This window comes from Actinomadura decatromicini (assembly GCF_008121305.1).
In the GTDB taxonomy this organism is placed as follows: Bacteria; Actinomycetota; Actinomycetes; order Streptosporangiales; family Streptosporangiaceae; genus Spirillospora; species Spirillospora syzygii.
Window position 1 is genome coordinate 230456 of the sequence record NZ_VSRQ01000009.1, and the last position, 21099, is coordinate 251554.

General features: G+C 69.2%; 18 protein-coding genes. 9 read left to right on the top strand and 9 right to left on the bottom strand.

Translation table 11 applies throughout. From position 1 onward, the window contains the following. Window positions 1-92 precede the first annotated feature (92 nt). Complete coding sequence (locus FXF68_RS35585; RefSeq protein WP_148767229.1) at window positions 93-617, top strand: AMIN-like domain-containing (lipo)protein; 525 nt, start codon at window positions 93-95, stop codon at window positions 615-617. A gap of 777 nt (window positions 618-1394) precedes the next feature. Here the strand turns inward: FXF68_RS35585 and FXF68_RS35590 are convergent. After that, on the bottom strand, window positions 1395-2204 hold the full coding sequence (locus FXF68_RS35590) for an alpha/beta fold hydrolase (protein WP_342787228.1): 810 nt from the start codon (window positions 2202-2204) through the stop codon (window positions 1395-1397). On the opposite strand from FXF68_RS35590, the gene FXF68_RS42780 reads away from it, so the two are divergent. Continuing rightward, entirely contained in the window at window positions 2184-2531 is a 348-nt protein-coding gene (locus FXF68_RS42780) for a hypothetical protein (protein ID WP_187438289.1), read from the top strand. The two genes, FXF68_RS35590 and FXF68_RS42780, sit on opposite strands and share 21 nt — an antisense overlap. A 10-nt stretch (window positions 2532-2541) precedes the next feature. Next, on the top strand, window positions 2542-2838 hold the full coding sequence (locus FXF68_RS35595) for a TraR/DksA family transcriptional regulator (protein ID WP_148767230.1): 297 nt from the start codon (window positions 2542-2544) through the stop codon (window positions 2836-2838). A gap of 140 nt (window positions 2839-2978) precedes the next feature. On the opposite strand, the gene FXF68_RS35600 is transcribed toward FXF68_RS35595, so the two are convergent. Next, window positions 2979-3443, bottom strand: coding sequence for a nuclear transport factor 2 family protein (locus FXF68_RS35600; RefSeq protein ID WP_148767231.1), 465 nt, complete (start codon window positions 3441-3443; stop codon window positions 2979-2981). A 212-nt stretch (window positions 3444-3655) separates the two neighbouring features. Continuing rightward, complete coding sequence (locus tag FXF68_RS35605; RefSeq protein ID WP_246179118.1) at window positions 3656-4705, bottom strand: LLM class flavin-dependent oxidoreductase; 1050 nt, start codon at window positions 4703-4705, stop codon at window positions 3656-3658. A 227-nt stretch (window positions 4706-4932) separates the two neighbouring features. On the opposite strand from FXF68_RS35605, the gene FXF68_RS35610 reads away from it, so the two are divergent. The 3 genes from FXF68_RS35610 (at window position 4933) to lanL (ending at window position 10042) form a co-directional block, all read left to right on the top strand. Next, on the top strand, window positions 4933-6942 hold the full coding sequence (locus FXF68_RS35610; RefSeq protein WP_148767232.1) for an ATP-binding cassette domain-containing protein: 2010 nt from the start codon (window positions 4933-4935) through the stop codon (window positions 6940-6942). Window positions 6943-7088: 146 nt separating this feature from the next. Continuing rightward, window positions 7089-7250: a cinnamycin family lantibiotic gene (locus FXF68_RS35615; protein ID WP_148767233.1), complete on the top strand. Its 162-nt coding sequence runs from the start codon at window positions 7089-7091 to the stop codon at window positions 7248-7250. A gap of 92 nt (window positions 7251-7342) precedes the next feature. Next, complete coding sequence (gene lanL, locus FXF68_RS35620) at window positions 7343-10042, top strand: class IV lanthionine synthetase LanL (RefSeq protein ID WP_246179119.1); 2700 nt, start codon at window positions 7343-7345, stop codon at window positions 10040-10042. Window positions 10043-10107: 65 nt separating this feature from the next. On the opposite strand, the gene FXF68_RS35625 is transcribed toward lanL, so the two are convergent. Together FXF68_RS35625 and sigK are read right to left on the bottom strand one after the other, a co-directional pair. Next, window positions 10108-10815, bottom strand: a complete 708-nt coding sequence (locus FXF68_RS35625; protein WP_148767234.1) for an anti-sigma factor — start codon at window positions 10813-10815, stop codon at window positions 10108-10110. Beyond that, a complete protein-coding gene (gene sigK, locus FXF68_RS35630; protein ID WP_148767235.1) occupies window positions 10812-11414 on the bottom strand; it encodes an ECF RNA polymerase sigma factor SigK in 603 nt (200 codons plus the stop codon). The genes FXF68_RS35625 and sigK overlap by 4 nt, the downstream gene beginning before the upstream one ends. A gap of 99 nt (window positions 11415-11513) precedes the next feature. On the opposite strand from sigK, the gene FXF68_RS35635 reads away from it, so the two are divergent. After that, window positions 11514-13226 (top strand): molybdopterin-dependent oxidoreductase, encoded by a 1713-nt coding sequence (locus FXF68_RS35635; protein WP_342787225.1) that lies wholly within the window; start codon window positions 11514-11516, stop codon window positions 13224-13226. A gap of 50 nt (window positions 13227-13276) precedes the next feature. Further along, window positions 13277-13918: a fasciclin domain-containing protein gene (locus FXF68_RS35640; protein WP_148767236.1), complete on the top strand. Its 642-nt coding sequence runs from the start codon at window positions 13277-13279 to the stop codon at window positions 13916-13918. 164 nt (window positions 13919-14082) lie between these two features. Here FXF68_RS35640 and FXF68_RS35645 read toward each other — a convergent pair whose 3' ends face one another. The 3 genes from FXF68_RS35645 to FXF68_RS35655 form a co-directional block, all read right to left on the bottom strand. Continuing rightward, on the bottom strand, window positions 14083-15096 hold the full coding sequence (locus FXF68_RS35645) for a CU044_5270 family protein (protein ID WP_148767237.1): 1014 nt from the start codon (window positions 15094-15096) through the stop codon (window positions 14083-14085). A 2-nt stretch (window positions 15097-15098) separates the two neighbouring features. Then, entirely contained in the window at window positions 15099-15671 is a 573-nt protein-coding gene (locus FXF68_RS35650; RefSeq protein ID WP_148767239.1) for an RNA polymerase sigma factor, read from the bottom strand. A 247-nt stretch (window positions 15672-15918) separates the two neighbouring features. Then, window positions 15919-18783 (bottom strand): NACHT domain-containing protein, encoded by a 2865-nt coding sequence (locus FXF68_RS35655; RefSeq protein WP_148767240.1) that lies wholly within the window; start codon window positions 18781-18783, stop codon window positions 15919-15921. 446 nt (window positions 18784-19229) lie between these two features. Between FXF68_RS35655 and FXF68_RS35660 the strand changes: the two genes are divergently transcribed. Next, a complete protein-coding gene (locus FXF68_RS35660; protein WP_246179120.1) occupies window positions 19230-20336 on the top strand; it encodes a cytochrome P450 family protein in 1107 nt (368 codons plus the stop codon). 123 nt (window positions 20337-20459) lie between these two features. Here FXF68_RS35660 and FXF68_RS35665 read toward each other — a convergent pair whose 3' ends face one another. Beyond that, complete coding sequence (locus FXF68_RS35665; RefSeq protein WP_148767243.1) at window positions 20460-21098, bottom strand: HD domain-containing protein; 639 nt, start codon at window positions 21096-21098, stop codon at window positions 20460-20462. Between the last annotated feature and the right edge of the window lies 1 nt (window position 21099).

The following is a 21099-nucleotide window of genomic DNA, read 5'->3' on the forward strand; positions in this document are numbered from 1 at the left end:
GGCCGCCGCATTCGGCCATGCTCCGGGGCCAACCATCGGCGGGCGAGGGGCGTCTTCTTGATCGATATCGCTTTGGGTGATGGAGGTCCAGAATGCGCAGACTGTTTGGAGGATTGCTGACGTTCGTCGTGTCGGCCGCTCTTCTCGGGGGTCTCGGCACATCCGCGTCGGCCGCGTGCGACACGACATGGGGATCGCTGCCGAAGGGCACGCTGAGCGGTCACTCGGAGGGTCCGCTGGAGCGGGTCCGCACCGGCTCTCAGTCCTGTTATGACCGACTGGTCATCGAGGTGGCCGGGTCGGGCTTCGGTTACCGAACCGAGTACGTCGACCAGGTGCTCCAGGAGGGTTCGGGCAAGCCGGTTCCGCTGCGCGGCGGGGCCAAGCTGCGGGTCATCGTCCAAGCGGCCGCCGCTACGGGATTCCCGGCCAGCTCGCCCAACCTCGCCGACGTCACCGGCTACACCACGTTCCGGCAAGTAGCCGGAGCGGGCTCCTTCGAGGGTCAGACGACGATCGGCCTGGGCGTGCGGGCGCGCCTGCCGTTCCGGGTCCTCACGCTCCCGCGCGACGGCGGCGGCACGCGGCTCATCGTCGACGTGGCCCACACCTGGTAGTCCCGAGTCCGTCTCGCAAGGGGGCCGTGCGGTGGGCGGCCCCCGACGGGTCAGCGCTGGTTGGTGTGCCAGCTGTGCGGGTGATCGCTGTACCGATCGTCATGGTGTCCGGACGAATACGGCAAGCAGCCGATGGCGACTTGCTGATCGACATGACGAGGACGGCCCGTTTCCGGGACTGGAACTACGCCCTGTTCGCCGGTGTCTGCCATCCCTCCGGTAGCGCTGGCCCGCAGTTCCTACACACCTTCACATCCTTAACGCGAATGTCCCGGTTAGCGTTCAAGACTCCGCCTCAGCGGGTGGTCATGTCCTAGAAAGGCGTTTCAAGGGGCTTGATTCGTCTCGATGATTGCCATTGCCGCTTCGTATAGTTGCACCCTACGTTCGCGTACCCGTGCGCGGTGGTCCGTGGGTTGTCCAGGCCGCTGCCACGAGTGGCGCCGCGACGGGCGGGCAGGGCGGCGGGAGCCGCGCCAGGCGCATGGATCGGCTCGTGCACGCTCAGCATTCGCCGACGGACGTCCCTGACCCGCCGCGCCGGTCGGCCCGCGACCGACATGCACGGCCAACGCGATCGGGGGCTCGCGACGGCCCTTCGGAGAACGCCTCGATCGGGATCGAGGGAGAGTTCTCACGCCGTGGCTACGAGGCGATTGATGGGCCGAGGGGCCGCCGGTGCTGTTCGGGTGACTGGTCCGGTCGTGCGGTCAGCCACTGCACGTGCCGTGGAGTTCGGTGGGAGGTAGTTCAGCGTGGCTCGGGTGGAGCGGTGACCTAGGTTGCGCCAGACGAGGTTCGACGGACTCGCTCATTGAGGAAAGTGCGGATCGCGTCGGCGACAAGCTCGGGGGCCTCCTCGGCCATGTGGTGGCCTGAGTCGATGGAATGGCCGCGGACGTCGTCGGCCCAGTCCGCCCAGATCCGCACCGGGTCGCCGTACAGGTCTTCCAGGTCGTCCTTGGACGACCACAACACCAGTGTCGGGCACCGGACGCGGCGACCGGCGCGGCGGTCGTCCTCGTCATGCCGCCGGTCGATTCCCAGACCGGCCCGATATTCCTCCAGCATTCCGTGCACGGTCGCCGGATCGTGAATCGCCTCGCGGAAGTCGTCCCAGGCTTCGGGTGCCATGTGCTCGTCGGTGGCGGTGTACCAGGCATCCGGGTCCGCACTGATGATGCGCTCGGCGGGTTTGTCGGTCTGTCCGAAGAACCACCAGTGCCACCATTCCGCCGCGAAACGAGCGTCGCAGCGCTCCAGATGCTCGACCACCGGGAGCCCGTCCATGGGGATCAACGCGGTGACCGCCTCCGGATGGTCCATCGCGGTCCGGAACGCCACGAGCGCCCCGCGGTCATGCCCCGCCACCGCGAACTTCTCGTGTCCGAGCGCCCGCATCAGGTTCACCATGTCCCGGGCCATCGCCCGCTTGGAGTACGGGGTGTGGTCGGCGTCGGTCTGCGGCTTGGACGACTTCCCGTAACCGCGTAGGTCCGGGCACACCACACGAAACTCGTCCGCGAGCGCAGGAGCGACCTTGTGCCAGGTGGCGTGCGTCCGAGGGTGACCGTGCAGCAGCAGCACCGGCAATCCCGTCCCACCGTGCCGCACCCGCAACTCGACCTCACCGACATCGACCCGATCCATCGTGAAGCCGTCAAAGATCATCATTTGGCGCTACCCACACCACACCCCGCCAATCCCTCACCTGCTCGACGGCGTCCGCTCCACCTTCGCCCACGCCCGCGCCTTGCGTGCGGACTGCCGCAAGTGCAACTGCCCGCCGGACGAACCGACATCGCCGACCGCCAGGTCCGCGCTCTGGTCACCTGCCCGGACGGGTTGGAAGAAGTGGTGGTGCCGTTGGCGTTGTCGTGTTGTGGCTACGGTGGAGGAACGCTTGATCGCTGAGCGTGTCGGCATGCTCGAGTTGGTGGCGTCGCTGAGCGCTGACTGGGACGGTGTCGTCGAGGCGTCGGCGCAGGCCAACGTGGACGATGAGCACGATCCCGAGGGCGCCACCATCGCCTTCGAGCGCGCTCGGATCGAGGCGTCCCTGGTCCGGGCCCGCGAACGTCTGGCCGAAATCGACGACGCGCTGGGCAGGCTCGACGACGGTACCTACGGCGTGTGCGAGCAATGCGGCGGTCCCATCGCGGTGGAACGCCTGGAGGCGCGTCCGTCCGCCCGTACCTGCTTCGCCTGCGCCAGCGCTTGACCCGCGCTCGGACACAGAACCTGGACCCGATCGCTCACTCGGCCCCGCCGAGGCGCGCCCGCCTCAACCCACCGGCCATCCGCGCAGGAGGCCGGTGAGGAAGCCGACCAGGGTTATCTGAGAGGCGACGCTCTTGGTGCTCAATCTCTCCAGCACCAGATCGGTCTCTTCTCGATGAAGTCGATCTGGACGGTCCGGCGCTCGATCCGCCAGAAGCCGCCCTCCCGCCGGTAGGCGTCGCTGAAGCGGACATGCCAGGCGAAGTCGGTGGGCTTTCCCGGCTCGTCCTCGTTGAGATGGTGCGCGACGCAGGCGACCTGCCCGGTCGCCGTCGCGTTCTCGCGTCCCGGATCGAATACCTGGCCCACGATCTCGTGCGACGTGCGCGGGAACCTCTCCAGGGATCGGAGCGCCTTGGCGATCTCGTCTCGTCCCCGGAAGGAGTGGACGGGTTCGAGTTGCTCGGGAGGGTCCGGCAGGACGAGCACCGCGTCGTCGGCGAAGAGACCCAGGAGAGCGGTGTATTTGACGTGGTCGGCGTAGAGGGCGTACCGGGAGACGAGGTCGGCGAGCGCGATCCGGTCGCGCGGATCGAGCACCCTCACGAGAGCCTCGAGTGTTCAGCGCCGACCGCGGCGAACCTCTCCGACGACCAGGGAACCTCGCCGCACCACGACGTGAAAAACCCACGATCCAGCGACATGTCCGGAGCATACAGGGGGTCCGAGAAACGCTCTCCGCCCCGCGAGCGTGGGTACCGCCCTCGTCTGATCGCGGCCCTGGAGAGTTCCGCCGCGCTCAGAAGGGCGGGTTCGCGTCAGCGCCAGCCGAGTTCGGGGGCCACGTGGGTCAGGATGCTCTCCAGGACGTGTGCGTTGTAGTCGACGCCGAGCTGGTTGGGAACCGTGAGCAGTAGCGTGTCCGCGGCCTGGATGGCCTCGTCTTCGGCGAGTTGCTTGACCAGCACGTCGGGTTCGGCCGCGTAGGAGCGCCCGAAGATGGCCCTGGTCTTTTCGTCGATCATTCCGATGTGGTCGCCCGAGTCGGCGTTGCGGCCGAAGTAGGCGCGGTCCAGGTCGCTGGTCAGCGCGAAGATGCTGCGGCTGACCGACACGCGTGGTTCGCGTTCGTGTCCGGCATCCTTCCACGCCTGCCGGTACGCCTCGATCTGCTTGCGCTGCTGGACGTGCAGCGGCTCGCCGGTCTCATCGTCCTTCAGCGTGGAGCTTTGCAGGTTCATGCCCAGCTCGGCCGCCCAAACGCTGGTGGCGTTGGAGCCCGAGCCCCACCAGATGCGGTCGCGCAGCCCCGCGGAATGCGGCTCGATGCGCAGCAGCCCGGGCGGATTGGGGAACATCGGCCGCGGATTCGGCTGGGCGAAGCCTCTGCCCTGCAGCACGGTGAGCAGTACCTCGGTGTGCTTGCGCGCCATGTCGGCATCGGTGTCGCCCTCGGACGGCTCGTACCCGAAGTACCTCCACCCGTCGATGACCTGTTCCGGTGATCCTCGGCTGATGCCCAGTTGCAGGCGCCCGCCGGAGATCAGGTCGGCGGCCCCGGCGTTCTCGGCGAAGTACAGCGGGTTCTCGTACCGCATGTCGATCACGCCGGTGCCGATCTCGATACGCGAGGTCTTCGCGCCGATCGCGGACAGCAGCGGCAGGGGAGAAGCCAGCTGCCTGGCGAAATGGTGCACCCGGAAGTAGGCGCCGTCGGCACCGAGTTCCTCCGCGGCCACGGCGAGATCGACCGACTGCAGCAGGGCGTCCTGCGCAGACCGGGTCTGCGAGCCCGCGCCGTCACTCCAGTGGCCGAACGAGAGGAAACCAATCTTCTTCACACTGTCGCCAACCATCTCAGCGCCCATGAGATTCCAGGTCGGCCCTGGTACACACATGGTGCCTGCTCGTGGAGGGGCTGCGCGCACCATGCCGGGCGTGGGGGCAGGGGCGGTCGGGGGCGGTGCGAATTTCAGGATCTCCTGACATAGAGCACCTCGTCAGTGACTCTTAGTTATCGACGGGTGTCGTTCTGAGGGACGCCGGGTGGGGCGGGTGGTGTCGCTTCATCCTCTGAGGGGGTGTGGAGGCGGTGATGCGGCTGCTCGTTCGGTGGGCACGGCGCGGGGGACGGTCGAGGGCGGTGCCGCTGGGGCCGCAGTTGAGCGGGCAGACCCGGTACGACAAGGCGACCGAGCTGGCGGAGACCGGGATGCTCACGATGTCCCGGCGGTTGCCCGCGTTGGTCGGCCAGGTTCTGCGGCTGGGGTGGCGGGCCAACAGGGTCGACCAGGTCGTCACCGTCACGTTCAACGTCGTCGCCGGTGTCTTCACCGCGTTCGGGCTGCTGGCCACGGCCGGTGTGTTGACCTCCTTGTTCTCCGCCGGGCCCACGCCGGACAGGGTGCGGGACGCGGCGCCGCAGTTGCTGCTCGTAGGGGCGGCCGTAACGCTCCGCGCGGCGTGCGCGGCGGTCGCGCAGTGGGCGCAGGCCCGGCTGCGGCCCCAGGTCCAGCAGGTCGTCGAGCGCCGGCTGTACGAGGTCACCACCGCGATCGAGCTGGCGGCCTTCGACGATCCCGAGTTTCAGGACGACCTGCACCGTGCGCGCCTGCGGGGCGCGGAGTCGGCCCCGCTGATGGTGGACCACACGGTGGAGCTGTTCACCGCCGTGGTCGGAGTCGCGGCGGCGGCCGGCGCGCTGGGCGTCCTGCATCCGGTGCTCTTGCCGTTGCTGCTGCTCACCGCTCTCCCCGAGGCGTGGGCGGCGGTCGCGGCGGCCCGGCTCGGGTATCTCACCCAGTTGAGCCTGGTGGAGGTCCAGCGGCGGAGCTGGATCATGGCCGATCTGATGACCGAGCGGCTGCACGCGGCCGAGATCCGTTCCTTCACGGTCCGTGGCTTTCTGCTGCGCCGGTACACCGAACTCGCCGATCACATCCGCGCCGTGTCGCTGGACCTGGCGTGGCGCCAGACCAGGACGCGCGTCTTCGGGGATGTTGTCAAGGGACTGACGATCGCGTTGATGTACACGGCGTTGGGGGCGTTGCTGTGGTGGGGCGCCATGCCGCTGGCCGTCGCCGGGACGGCGGTGCTGGCGATCCGTGCCGGACAGGCCTCCCTGGTCAGCCTGGTCCACTCGCTGAACCGCTGCTACGAGGACGGCCTGTACTTCAGCGACTACCTGGCCTATTGCCGGCGGGCGGAGGCGTGGGTACGCGGAGCCCGCGGCGACCGGTCGTCGTGCACCGAGACCGAGGCGGTGCGCCAGAGCGAGACCTTGAAGCGGTTCCGGGAGATCAGGGCGGAAGAGATCACCTTCAGTTATCCCGACAGCGCGGTCCCGTCGCTGCACCGGGTGTCGGTACGGCTGCGGCGAGGCGAGATCGTGGCGCTGGTCGGGGAGAACGGGTCGGGCAAGACCACGCTCGCCAAGATCCTGGCCGGTCTGTACCTTCCCCAGCGGGGGCATGTCCGCTGGGATGACCTGCTGGTGGACGACCTGGACCCCGACGTCGTGCGACGTTCCATCGCGGTCGTCGCCCAGGACCACACCCATTGGCCGATGACCGCCGCCGACAACGTCACCATGGGGGACGACGCCGCGGCGCCCGGTGTCCGGCGCGCCGTGGAGCGGGCGGTCGCCGCGGCCGGCGCCGCCCAGGTGATCGCCGAGTTGCCGCACGGGCTGGACACCCTTCTCGACCGGCGATTCCACGACGGACGCGAGCTGTCGGGCGGGCAATGGCAACGGCTGGCGGTCGCCCGCGGCTTCTACCGGGACGCGCCGCTCCTGATCTGCGACGAACCCACCGCCGCCCTCGACGCCCGCGCCGAGCACCACCTGTTCGACCAGATCCGCGCCCATGCCGCCGACCGCGACCGCACCGTCCTGTTGATCACCCATCGGCTCGCGAGCGTCCGGCACGCGGACCGCATCTACGTCCTGAGCGGCGGCCGCATCACCGAGCACGGCACACACCCGCAGCTGATGGCACGCGGCGGACTGTACGCCGAGCTGTACGCCCTGCAGGCATCCGCCTACCGCTCGGCGGACGACACCGCCACGAGCGGCGGGCACCGCGAACCGACCACCGAACCCTGAGCCCGGGGGCCGGTCGGCACGGCCGGGACGTCACCGATCCCACTCCCAACAATCTCCACAGGCTTTGCCGTCCAAGCGGTGGCCATTCCCATTCAACTACTATTACTCTAAGTAATCGTCCGAATACGACAAAGAAAGGAGGGGTCTTGTCAACTGAGCTCCCCATACCACGCGAAGCGGACGCGGTCGACACCACCGGCCTGTTCGCCATGGCGCCCAGCACAGACGAGGTGAACATCGCCGGATCGGCGTGTCGCAATACCTGCGTCTCCGGCTGGACGATCCGCTGCGACGGCTACACCCTCTGATAGAGGACGAATTGCCGTCAATTCCATGAAGTCCGGGCCGGGGCGGACAATTTCCGTCCGCTCCGGCCCTCTTTCCGGGCGAGGTCGAAACAGTGACGCGAGGGACCAGCCACCGACCCGGCTTCGCCGGCGGCGTTCCAGAACACGAGAAGGAGACCGCCGGACTGCTCAGCGATCTGCTGGCGAGCAGCGGCCGGGTCGTGACCCCCGTCGGCATGTGGCTCGACGTGGACGATCCCGGCTTCCAACCTCCCGAACAGGGATGGAAGCTCCACGTGTCCGCGCACCCCGCGGCGCTGGCCGAGACGCTGCGGCGCGCCGTCCCGGTGCTGACGGCGGCTCCCTGCCGGTTCAAGGTGATCCGTTCCCACGAGCATCTGGACGAGCTCAACTCCGTGCAGACGCCGCCGGGCGCGGTCGGCAAGGCCATGACCGTCTACCCGGCGCCCGACCAGGTGACCGGACTGGCGCGCGACCTGGCCGACGCGCTGACCGGGCTGAGCGGCCCCCGGATCAACAGCGACCGGCGGGTGCGGGCGGACGCCCCCGTCTACTACCGCTATGGGCCGTTCCGCGCCCGCCTGGAGTTCAACGACAACGGCGACCTGTACCTGAGCGTCGTCGATCCCGACGGGCGGCCGCATCCGGGCGAGGCGGGCCCGGTCGTGTGGACGCCACCGTGGCTGGACGATCCGTTCGCTGCCGAGCCCGCCCAGGACGACGCGGCGACACCTGTACGCGGCACAGCGCGGCCCGCCGACCGAGCGGCCTCCGGGGACGAGCCCGTTCCCGAGTCGATCACCTTGGGCGGGCGGTACCTCGTCCAGGAAGCGATCACCATCAACGCCAAGGGCGGCGTCTACCGGGCCGCCGACCGCCGCGGCGGCTCCAGCGTGATCCTCAAGGAGGCGCTCGCCCACATCAACCAGGACGAGCAACAGCGCGACGCGCGGACCTGGCTGAGCCACGAACGCCAGGTGCTGCACCTTCTGCGGGACGTCCCCGGCGTACCGAAGGTGATCGACCATTTCCGGCACGGGGTCGCCGACTACCTGGCGCTCACCGACCTCGGAGCGCACACCCTGGTACGCGACGTCGTCGACAACGGTCCGTTCACCACCGGCGGCGACCGCCCCGACCGCCCCGGGCGCGCCGCCGACGATCTCGCCGCCGCGTTGCTGTCGACGCTGGACGAGGTCCACCGGCACGGGATCATCGCCCGTGACGTCGCGCCCAAGAATGTCGTCATGGACGTCCGCGGTCGCCCGCACCTGATCGACTTCCAGATCAGCCACGTCGAAGGCGCTGCTCTGCACGGCTGGACGCCGGGCTACAGCTCCCCACAGCAGGAACAGCGGCGCCCTCCATGCGTCGAGGACGACTATTACTCGCTGGGCGCCACCCTTTTCTACGCCGTCACCGGACTGGCCCCGGTCTGGCTGACCGGCGACATCCGCAATCACGACGTCGACCGGATCGCCGCCCTGCTGGACGGCCGGGACCACACCGGCGTGATCGTCGGCCTCATGAGCCCCGAACCCGCCGAACGCTGCGCCGCCGCCCGGGAACTACGCAGCGGCCGTCGTTCGCGCCGCGCGCCTGACGGATCTCCGCCGGCGCGGCGGCCGTTCGACCTGCCCGCCATCACCGGCCACACCCTCGACCAGGTCATCGTCCACGCCAGAGCCCTGCTGACCGGCCAGGACCGGTCGCCCGGCGGATTCCCCAACCCCGCCGGCGCGTCCTATGGAGCCGCCGGAATCGGTATGGAACTCCTTCACCACCTCGACCGCCCCGGCATCGGTGATCTGGTCCGCGCACTGGCCCACTGGTCGTGCGGGCTGCTCACCCTCAAGCAGGCGCCCGCGTCCCTGATGATGGGCACCACCGGCACGGCGCTGTTCGCCGCGGCCGCGGGCCGTGCCCTCAACGATGACACCCTGCTCACCATGGCCGTCGGCCTTCCCACGCCGCCACCGCATCGTGTCGAGCAGCACGACTTCACCCATGGGCTCGCGGGAATCGGTCTGGGACAGGTGCACCTGTGGCACGTCACGGGTGATGCCGCCCACCTCCGTGCCGCCGCCCACTACGCCGAGCACCTCATCGCCCGCGCCCCCTCCGTCGTGCACGACTCGGACGTCGACTATGACGACTGCAGTGCTGTGTCCCAGTCCCTTGGCTTCGCTCACGGGCTGGCGGGAGCCGCCCACTTCCTGCACGCCCTGCACGACGCCACCGGCGACTCGTCCATCGAGGCGACGGCGCGCGACTACCTCTCCATCCTGAGCCGACACCTTCCGGCGCTCCTTGAGGCGGCGGAGCGATCGTCCGCCCGACCGATGCACGCCTCGTTCTGCCAAGGTCTGGCCGGAATCGGCGCGGTCCTGACCCGGGCCGCCACCTCCGCGGACCCACTGCACCTGGATCTGGATCTGGACCTGGCCCGCCGAGCCGCCACCACCTGCCTGCGCCTGGCCCCGACCATGATCGTCGTCTCGCAGTGCTGCGGTCTGTCGGGCCTGGGGGAGTTCTACCTCGACCTGCACCAGGCCACCGAGGACGCCACCTACCACCGGTACGCCACCGCCGTCGCCGCGCACATCCTCGACCGCGCCGGCGGTACTCCCACGGCCCCCGTCTTCCCCGACCACACCCAGCATGAGACCAGCGGCGGCTGGGCGACGGGTAGCAGCGGAGTCCTGTCCTTTCTCCGCCGCCTCCGCGACCCTCACGCTCCCCGTCTCTGGATCGACCCGCCCAAAGTCCCAGCTAAGGCGCCACGCCGATAAGGCACCCGATAATCACAGGGCTGATGACGTCCTCGGCTCCTACCGGCATGCCGGGTCGGTCGTGGTCAGCCGAGGGCGAGGGTCAGAAGCGGGGCACTGGTCGGTTGGGGGGAACCGCCGGAGGGTTCGATGGTGACGCCGAAGCGTTGCGCGTTGCCGAGGCCGGTCGTGACGAGCGGGCGCGGCTCTCCCGAGGGGGTCAGGGTTCCGGCGGAGCGCGGCGGGGCCGGGCCGAGCCACCACATCTGGTACGTCTTGGCCGGTGGCAGGCGTTGCAGGCGGGCTGTGGTGACGACGGCTTCGCCGAGCGAGCGTGACGACACGACGGTGATGGTGGCCGTTCGGGTGCGGGCAGTGGAGGTGTACGCGTCTGGTGCTGTCATCACTGCCGTGACCTGGCGGTTGAGGGCTTGCGCGTGTTCGGCGGAGCGGTGGAAGTGCCATGTCGTGCCACCGCCGATGAGGGCTAGGACCAGGCATGCCGCGGCGGCGAGTCGGCTCAGCCCGCCGGTGCGGGGCGACGGCAGGCGGCGGCCGAGCGGAGGGGGCGACTGCCGGGTCCGGGCGACCTCGGCCATGACGCGTCCGCGGAGCCGGTCCGGTGGACGGCGGGCGACGGCGAGCGCCAGCCAGGTCGTGGTCTCGCGGAGTCCGGCGGTCTCGTCGGCGCAGGCGGCGCAGCGCGGCAGGTGGCGTTCGAAGCGGCGCCGTTCGGTGTCGCCGAGCGCGCCCAACACGTAGGGGCCCGTCAGGTCGTGCGGGTCGTGGGTCACGGCTGCGCTCCCAGGCAGTCACGCAGCCGGATGAGTCCGTCGCGCATCCGGGTCTTGACGGCGGCGAGGCCGACGCCGAGCAGTTCGGAGACCTCGCGGTAGGTGTAGCCGCCGTAGTAGGCCAGGGTGATCGATTCGCGCTGCGTCTCGGTGAGGCCGCGCATGCAGCAGCGCACCTGCTGGTGTTCCAGGCGGGTGCCGACCTCTTCGGCGACCTCGTCGTAGTCGGGCGCGGGCGCGGCGGCGCGCTCCTCGCGGTCGCGGTCGGCCTGGGTGGAGCGGACCCGGTCGACGGCGCGGCGGTGCGCCACGGTCAGCACCCATGACGTCGCGCTGCCGCGTTCGGGACGGTAGTGCGACGCCTTGCGCCACACCTCGACCAGCACGTCCTGCGCGATCTCCTCCGCCTGCGCCGGATCGCGGACGACCCGCAGCGCCAACCCGTACACCGGCCTGGACATCAGCTCGTACACCTGCCCGAAAGCGTCCTGGTCGCCGCGAGCGACACGGCCGAGCAACGCGGCCAGATCGGGTGGTTCCCGCGGCGTGTCACCGACCGGCTTCAGTGTTCTGGGCGGCTTGCCGGTTGCTTCGGTCATCTCCACATCGGTGGTTCGGCGCCGACGCCCTCCTGGATGGGTCCAGAACTCGGTGAAAACTCGACCCATCCACCCGACGCCTTGCCCCGAACACCCGGTGTGACAGCGAGACGAGCGACCAGGCGACTGCGGTGGGTCACCGCCGCCCTGCGCGGACTTCTCGCCGCCGCCGCCGCGATGGGAGTCGCGGAGCTTGCGGCCGGGGCGCTCGGCCGTGCGTCGTCCTCGCCGCTGCTCGCGGTCGGCGCGGGCTTCATCGACCTCACCCCGGCGTGGCTGAAGGACTTCGCGATCCGCCATTTCGGGAGCGACGACAAGACGGTCCTGCTGCTCGGCCTCGGAGCCGGGATCGTCCTGGCCGCGCTGGCCATCGGGCTGCTCAGCCGACACCGCCTCGCCTGGGGCTTGATCGGGCTCGCCGCGTTCGGGGCGGTCGGGGTCGTCGCGGCTCTGACCAGGCCGGTCGCCGAGCCGGTCGACGCGGTGCCGGCCACGGTCGGCGCGCTCGCGGGCATGGCCGCCCTGGCTCTGCTGACACCGGGCATCCGCCTGTTTCCCAACCCGACTCCCGAGTCCCGCGCCACAGATCACGGCATCGCTACCCCGGCAGACGGCAACGCAACCGGAACCGTGGCCAGCGGCCGGACGGACGGGCCAGAACGCCGTCCCGACACCACCGGACCAGAGCCCGCGACGGAGCCCGAGCAGGACGCCGAGGCCCCACGAGTCCCCGCTCCCGGTGCCGAGATCGGTCGGCGGCGCGCGCTGCTGACGGGGGCGGGAGTGATCGGCGTCGCCGTGGTGAGCGGCGTGTCCGGGCGGATGCTGCTGCGGCGCGGCGACGTCTCGTCGGTCCGGGCGGACGTGCAGCTGCCACGTCCGGCCAGCCCGGCGCCTGAGGTCCCGGTGGGCGCCCAGGTGCGGGTCCCTGGGATGACGCCGTTTCGCACCTCCAACGCTGACTTCTACCGGGTCGACACCGCGCTCGTCCTGCCCCAGGTCGATCCCCGGGACTGGACGCTGCGGATCCACGGCATGGTCGCGCACCCCGTCGAGCTGACGTTCGACGACCTGCTGCGCCAACCGCTGATCGAACGCGACATCACCCTGTCGTGCGTGTCGAACCAGGTCGGCGGTGTCCTGGCCGGGAACGCCCGCTGGCTCGGCGTACCGCTGGCGCCGCTGCTCCGCAGGGCCGGGGTGCGGTCGGGGGCCGACCAGATCCTGTCCCGCTCGTCCGACGGCATGACGCTCAGCACCCCGCTGGAGAGCGTGCTGGACGGCCGCGACGCGCTCCTGGCCGTGGGGATGAACGGCGAGCCGCTGCCGGTGGCGCACGGCTTCCCCGCCCGCATGGTGGTGCCCGGCCTGTACGGATACGTGTCGGCGACCAAGTGGGTCGTCGACCTCAAGGTCACCCGGTTCGCGACCGACCAGGCGTACTGGACCAGACGCGGCTATGCCGAACGCGCGCCCGTGAAGACCTTCTCCCGCATCGACGTCCCCAAGCCGTTCGCCCGCCTCGAAGCCGGACCCGTCGCCGTCGCCGGCACCGCCTGGGCCCAGCACCGCGGCGTCGACGCCGTCGAATGGCAGGTCGACGACGGGCCCTGGCGTCCGGCGCGGCTCGCACCGGTCCCCGGCATCGACACCTGGCGGCAGTGGATCGCCGAGTGGAACGCCCTCCCGGGCTCGCACACGCTCCGCGTCCGCGCCACCGACAGGACCGGAACGACCCAACCCGAGCACCGGTCACCGCCCGTCCCGGACGGGGCCACCGGTTGGCATTCGGTGGTGGTCACCGTGACCTGACCGCGGCAGCCGACGAAATCGACAGCCCACCTATCCCGAAGGAACCCACCATGAAGTACACCCGAATCGCCCTCGGCGTCCTGTCCGCGGCGGCCCTGACCGCCGGGCTCGCGGCCTGCTCCGGCGGAGACGACGACAACGGCTCCACCACAGCGTCCGCCGGGACGTCCGCTCCCGCCCCGTCCAGCACCGCCGCCGCGGGGCCCGCGACGGACAAGCCGTTCGGCCCCGCCTGCTCGGCCGTCCCCGCTTCCGGCAAGGGCAGCTTCAGCGGCATGTCCACCGACCCGGTCGCGACGGCCGCGTCCAACAACCCGGTGCTGTCCACGCTGGTCAGCGCGGTCAAGCAGGCCGGACTCGTCGACACGCTGAACTCCGCCCAGAACCTCACCGTGTTCGCGCCGACCAACGACGCGTTCAAGAAGATCCCCAAGGGCACTCTCGACAAGGTGATGGCCGACAAGGAGACGTTGAAGAGCATCCTGACCTACCACGTCGTCGGCCAGAAGATCACGCCGGACGGGCTGTCGGCCGGCAGCTTCAAGACCCTGCAGAGCGCCGCCCTCACCACCAGCGGCTCCGGCGACTCCTACACGGTCGGCGCGGACAAGGCGAACGTGGTCTGCGGCAACGTCCAGACCGCCAACGCCACCGTCTACATCATCGACTCCGTCCTGATGCCGCCCAAGTAGCCGGACGGCACGCGAAGGCGGCCGGGGCCCCGTGCGATCGGACCCCGGCCGCTTCGTCGTTGAGCCGCGAGCCGGCACCAGCCCGCCGGACTCTCCTCGGTCGAGGTGCGGCGTGCCGCCCTTGCGCAGCCTCGCGTGTAGGGCGGCACGCCACAGGTCAACGGTTAGGGGAGCGTGGGGATTCTCGGACCGCCGTCGGTCCAGCCGACCTGGAGGTACAGCTCTTTGTCGACCTTGCCGGGGACGTTGGGAGCGGAGCGCGCAGTGCTCAGCACGAGCGAGGTGTTCGGGTCGATGATCACGGTGTCGGTGACGCCGCGCAGGACCCGTACGTGCAGCCCGACCCCCTTGCGTCCGCGCTCGTCGGTGACCTCACCCATGGAGGTGACCCCGGGCATGGCGGCGAGCATCCGGTAGGCGGCGGCGCGCACCTTCGGAGACGCGGGGACGAAGCTGAGCAGGTCGGTCACGCAGTTCTTCACGACCTCGTCCGCTGTCCGGCCCGCGGTGGGGTGGTTGCGCGGGATCGCCCGCCGCAGAGCGCTCCTCAGCTTGCCGGGGTCGGTCGGCAGTGCCTGGACCTGCTTGAACGTCATCTGTCTGTCGCAGACCAGAAAGGTCTTCGCCGTGGTGTCCTTGTCGAGCGCGGGGGAGATCGGGTTCGGGTCGGGCGAGCCGTCCCGCCGGAAGGCGGGCGCGTCCTTGGGGGACATGGGAACGGCGCCGAGGCCCCGGTATCCCGTCCAGGACCGTCCGTCCGGTCGGCTCCACTGCCCGATCAGCTGCTGCCCGAGCATCCAGTACTTTCCCCGCTCATTGTAAAAAGCCCTCGACTGCACCGTCAGGACATGCCAGTACCGGCCGGTGGTCGGTGCCGCCTCGGCGTGCTCGGCGGCGGTGAGCAGCACCGTCTTCGCCGACATCGGCTGGACGGCTGGACGGTGGCCGGGGTCGGGCGCGCGCGGGGTGGTCCCGGACGACAGGACGACCACCCCCGTGAGGGCGGCGGCGGTGGCGGTCAGGCCGATGCCGCTCCACATGGCGGGACGGCGCCAGGCGCGGCGCGTCGGCCGCTCCGGCTCACGCATCTCGTTGAGGAGGCGATGCCGGACGGCGGCCTCGCTCTCCGGCGTGGGCGGCTCGTCCAGCATTGTGACGATCATCTGGAGTTCGTCCATGGTCACAGTCCTTCCGTGTCAGCGGGCAGTGCGGCGCGCAGGCTTTTGCGCGCCCGGTTCAGGCGGGACCCGACGGTTCCGTACGGGATGTCGAGGACGTCGGCAATCTCCTCGTGGGTGAGTTGGGCGAGGGCCTTGAGCAGCACGACGTCGCGGTCCTTGCGGGACAGCGCGGCGAGCGCGCGGGCCAGTGACGGCTGGAGCCGTTCGGCGGACACCGAGGCCGCGACCCTGTCGTCGTGGCCGCCGGGATGACGGTCCGCGCCGACCTGCGCGAGCGCCTGGTAGCGGCGGGTCTCGGCGCGGCGGTGCTGGGCGATCAGGTTGGTCGCGATGCCAAACAGCCAGGGCCGGACGGACCCGCGGGACGGGTCGAAGACGGCGCGGCGGCGGAACGCGGCGAGAAAGGTCTCAGCCACGACGTCGTCGGCCGTCTGCGGGCCGAGGCGTCCGGCGACATAGCGGTGGACGTCGGCGTAATGCCGGTCGTAGACGGTGGTGAAGCAGTCACTGTCGTGGACGGACGCGGCGAGCAGATCCGCGTCCGTCGGGGCCGTGTCGGGTGGGGCGGTCACGCTGCCGCCCCTTCCGCTGGGTCCGTCATTCGCACCTCCGGGAGGATGGTCGTCACTTCTACTCCGCTCACCACCCGAACCGCTTTCACGCCGCAGACCGTCAGAAAGGCATCAACAAGAAGCCCGAACAACTCGATCTCGCCGAGAAGGAGCACAAAGTGCCTCAGAGCGCTCAAGACGCCGTTGCCGTCCCGGCAAGGCGGCGTCCAACCTCAACCAACCCGGCATCAAGAGCGCCCTCGCAGGCTCACCCCACAGAATCCGGGGCGGTGAAGTCGACTTGGTGCGCGGCCCAGCGCTCCAGGAGGCTGGCGGGGTGGGGTGGCGGGGGCTCGTAGCCGAAGCGCTGTCGCAGGTACGGGGCATAGGGCGCCAGGTGCGGGGTCGCTTCCACGAGAGCCGTGAGGCCATCGGGGTCATGGTCGACCTCGGCGGACATGAATAGCACGACTGCCAGAGCCAGCGCGACATGCGGTGTGTTCGGCAGGTCGAGAGTGCTGTGGGGCAGTCCTGGGCAGTACCTGTTGATCGACATGTCCAGGTCCGAGGCGGACCTGTCCGCCCAGGGAGGGGCGGGAAGGTCAGGGAGGTGGCGGCCCAGTAGGTCGAGCTGGCGGACGATCCATGTCAGATCCGAGTCGGGAGATGTGTCGACCGGGACGAATGCTGTGGGGTCGCCGAGGAGGATGGTGCTGAGGGGCTGATTGCGGTAGTAGCTGTAGCCGGAGCCGTCGTGATGTTTCACGTGCGGAGTGGAACGCAGCAGAGCGGTCATGCCGTGGTGTCGGACGATGTGTGTGATGTCCAGCCGGCGGATGCGGAACGCTTCGACGGCGAGGGTCAGGTTGCCTGGGGCGAGCGCCATGAGGCTGTCAGCGTGTTTGAGGGAGAACGCCTCGGCAGCCTCGTTCCAGTGATCGGGGCCGCCGCGCAGCTCGGGTTGATACAGCCAGGGCAGGTCATCGAGGGAAATGCCGATGAGCAGGGCCAGTTCCTGGGTCTCCGCGTCAGCCAGGTGGATGGTGAGGACGGCGTCGATCTCCTCGGCGATGAGATCGGTATAGAACGTGCCGCCGTACATGATCCAGCCGAGCGCACGTAGCCGGGGCGAGCCGGCCTCGTTGGGTCGGAAGGCGTAATGGGCGGCCTCGCGGGCGAGACTGCGGACGATCTCGGCGGGGGGTTGGGCGAAGGTGAGGCAGCGGCCGAGGAAGCCCAGCAAGTTCTCGCGTTCCTCTTCGGTCTGCTCTCCTGCCAGGAGGGCTCGGAAGAGCCGTTCGGCGCCTCGGTCACTGGTGCGGTCCTTGATCTGGACTGCTAGCTGGGCGACGGTGTCCCACTCCTGGCGGACGACATACGGGCGGATCTCGGCGCCCAGGTCGGCAGGGGAGTCGTGCAGGCCGGCCAGGCGAGCGGCGGCGAAGTACTCCAAGAAAGTGCGGTGGGTGAAGGCGTACCAGGACTCGCCGCGCGGGGAGGTGCCGACGTCGTTGAACACCCATGCCCGGCCGCGCAGGAACCTGACGAGCTCATCGGCCGCCGCGAGGGCGTCGTCGCGCTGCTCGAAGCCGCGGGTGAGCAGGAAGCCGGCGGTCCGGGCGGTCAGTTCGTGTTCGGTGACATACGGCTGTGCGGAACGTTCGGTGAACAGCCAATATGCGAGATGATGGAGGGTCGGCTCCACCATCGTGTGCGCACGTAGTTCTGTGCGGATACGGCGCCGGATGTCCCAGCGGCGGAAGAGCAGCGAAGCGCATTGCTCATAGATCTCCGGGCGGTTCTGGGGAATCCAGCCCTCGCCCCGGTAGAGGATGCACATGAGCGCCAGCATCAGCGGATTGGTGCGCAGGTCGGCGACAGAGGCACTGCTGGCGAGGAAATCGTGGACATCGCGTTCGCGTTCGGCCGCCGTCATGCGCTCCTGGGCGAACCATTTGGCGACGTAGTCTCGGACGTCCTGCTCCCCGAAACCGGCGATCCGGTGGCAGTCGAACTGCCGGTCGTCCAGCCGCGCCTCGTCGTATCCGATGACCCTGGATGTGACGAGGATCGAGGCGAGGGGATACTCGACCGAGAAGCGCTCAACGATGGAGGCGACGTCACCGCGCCGGCCCGTGTCCAGCAGCTCGTCCAGCCCATCGAAGATGACCATGGCCATGCCGCTGAGCAGCAGTCGCTCGACCAACCCTGCGGGCGGGGGACACTGGTAAAAGGTCCGCAGAATGTGCTCGATGTGCTCGACCACCGACCTGGCGGGAGGATCTTCGACGGCGAATTCCCGCAGCGTCACCAGAAACGGTACCCGTGTACGCGGCTCGATGGCATGCATATGCATCAAGGCGTGACAAGCGGTGGTCTTGCCGGCTCCGGGATCACCTAGCAGAACAGACCGGTCGATGCGCTGAGCGAACGCGGCGAGTTCCAACCGCTCGGCGTGCTCAGGGTCGTCCGGAACGGAGACTATGCCAGGGGCCACTAGAATGTCGTCGATCGGTATCCGCCTGCGGCGTTCGAAGTCGGGCGGCTCGAGGCGGCCGTGATGATCGAGCACCTGACGCCGGTAGGCGTCGAGGAACCGGCGGTCGGCACCGTCGTCGGAGATGGTCGAGATCGACGCGATATGCCGGGAGATCGCGTTCAGTGTCGCCGTGATGAGCACGAGTTGTGCGTCCTGCCTGCGGTCGCGGTACTCCACGGGCATGGTGGCGCGCAAACTCTCAACGGCGGCGAAGATCTGATCGTCGAGGCAGATGAAGATCTCGTAGGCGTACGGGTCCAGCTCACCGGGGAACAAGTCCCGGAACGAACGTCCAAGCCGATCGATCTCCGCGCGAGGGACACCCGTGAACCGCAACGCGAAAAGTTCGTGCACGTAGGCCAGGACATGCGGGCTGTCCATTGCCTCGGCCAACTGAGCCTGGATATCCGGCGGCCAGTCCCTGACCCGGGGGGCCAGGACATCTGCCGCGGAGTCGAGGATCGTTCTGACTTCGGTGTTCTCAGCTCTACCCCGCCGTGATACCCGGCCTACCGCAATGGCCAGTCGAGCTGCCCCACCCACGATGGCTTCGGTCAGCACACTCGAGACCACATCTGCAAGAGTGACGATCACACTGGTCTCCGTCCTAGGCGCGCTCCCTTTGGATTGGACGCACAACGACCTCGCACAGTGCTATCGCGAGGGTGATGGAATTCCGTCCCGGCGATGTGGGCCTTGAATATCGGCTGTCCAAGAACACGGGAGCTGCGCCGAATCGTCCGACCTCTTGCGGTCAGCCGGATCGTATGGACAACGTCGCTCGGCCGAGCGTAGGACTGGCGATGGTGGGACTCGGACCGGCGAGGGTCGAACGCCTGACGGCGGCTCGGCCGGTGTGACCGGACGATCGCTCGGCATCATCAGGCAGACCCTGGGAGAGCCCGATGCGCACTTCTGAAGACGGCGATCCGTTCGTCATCGATCCTACTGGCCGTGATGTGCACGGTGACGCGTCCCGGATCCGCGGGCGGGGGCCTGCTGCGCGTGTGGTGTTGCCCGGTGGTGTGGGCGCGTGGGCGGTGAGCAGTCCGGCGGTGCTGCGGCGGTTGCTGACCGACGGCCGGGTTTCCAAGGACGCTCACCTGCACTGGCCGCCCTTGATCAACGGGGAGGTCGGCCCCGGGTGGCCGTTGTTCGCCTGGGTGGTGGTGCGCAACATGTTCACCGCCTACGGGGAGGACCATCGGCGGCTGCGGCGGCTGGTGTCCAGCGCGTTCACCACGCGCCGTACCGCCGCGCTGCGTCCCCGTGTCGAGGCGATCGTCACCGCGCTGCTGGACGAACTCGACGCCGCCGCAACCGGCGAACCGGTGGACCTGCGTGACCGCTACGCCTACCCGCTCCCGATCCAGGTGATCTGCGAGTTGTTCGGCGTCGAGGACCCGGACGCGCGCGAGGAGATACGCCGCTGCGTCGACGTGTTCTTCCGCACCACCACCGCGCCGGAAGAGGCAGCCGCGGCGTTACCGCGGATGCGGGAGGTCCTGCGCGGGCTGGTTCAGGAGAAGCGGGCGCGTCCCACCGACGACCTGTCGTCGGCTCTGATCGCCGCCCGTGACGGAGGCTCGGCCCTGTCGGAGGAGGAACTGGTCGACACGCTCACGCTGTTCCTGAGCGCGGGCCATGAGACCACCGTCAACCTTCTCGACAACGCCGTCCACGCCATGCTCACCCATCCCGCCCAACTCGCCATGGTCCGGGCAGGGCAGGCGACCTGGGACGACGTCATCGAAGAGACACTGCGAGCAGAGCCTCCGGTGGCCAACCTGCCACTGCGCTTCGCCGTCGAGGACATTCAGGTGGACGACGACACCACCATCGGTAAGGCCGAGGCGATTCTGGTCTGCTTGGCCGCGGCCGGACGCGACCCCGACGTGCACGGCGCCGACGCCGACCTCTTCGACATCACCCGCGCCGACAAGGAGCACCTGGCCTTCGGGTACGGCGTCCACCACTGCCTTGGCGCGCCCCTGGCCAGGCTGGAGGCGTCGATCGCACTGCCCGCCCTGTTCACCCGCTTCCCCGACCTGACCCTGGCCGCGCAACCGAGTGAGCTGCGTCCACTCGACTCCTTCATCTCCAACGGTCACCGCACCCTGCCCGTCCTCCTCAGACCCACCGACTGACGTTTATCGGACCGGGGCGCGCCTTTAGCGGGCCTTGGATCGGACGGGGTCGGGGTGGTCGGTCATTTGTCTTCGTCTCGTGCCTGTGGACTAGCAGACCACGTTCACTCCCGCTTGAAGGGTCTATTCCGGCCAGGGGCTGTTTTTGATCAATTCAACGAAGTCCGTTCGGGTGAAGGACGGGTCGAAGTGCGCGATGACGTCATCGTTCATCGTTCCGAAGGTGGTATCGGGCCGGTCTGCCATTCCCTGGTAGAAGGACCGCAGAATGCGGTTCTTGAAGTCCGGGCGGGGATGGGCCGCCACGACTTCGGCGCGCTGCTGTGCGGTGATCTCGTCGAGGCCGAGCCCGAGGACGTCGGTCTCCACGCCGAGTATCACGACGGCGACCTCGGGTTCCAGATGGAGCGGGACTTCCGGGGTCGTGTGGAGGGCGATCGCGAGCCAGACATTGCGGGCTTCCGACTCGGTACGGCCGTGGTCGAGCAGGAACGCTCGGGCCGCCTCGGCCCCGTCGAGCTCGAAACGGCGGTCCTTGGTGGCGTAGGACGGGGTCAGGCCGAGGTCGTGGAAAAGCCCTCCCACATAGGCGAGCTCGGGGTCGACGTCGAGTCCCCGCGCGGCGGCCTTCAACGATCCCCAAAGGAAGACCCGGCGTGAGTGGTTGAAAAGTGTCTCGTCCGCGGCCTCTTTGACGAGGGCGGTGGCCTGGCGAACCAGGTCGGTGTCGGGGATGGCGATCCCCGCGATGACCTCGGACACG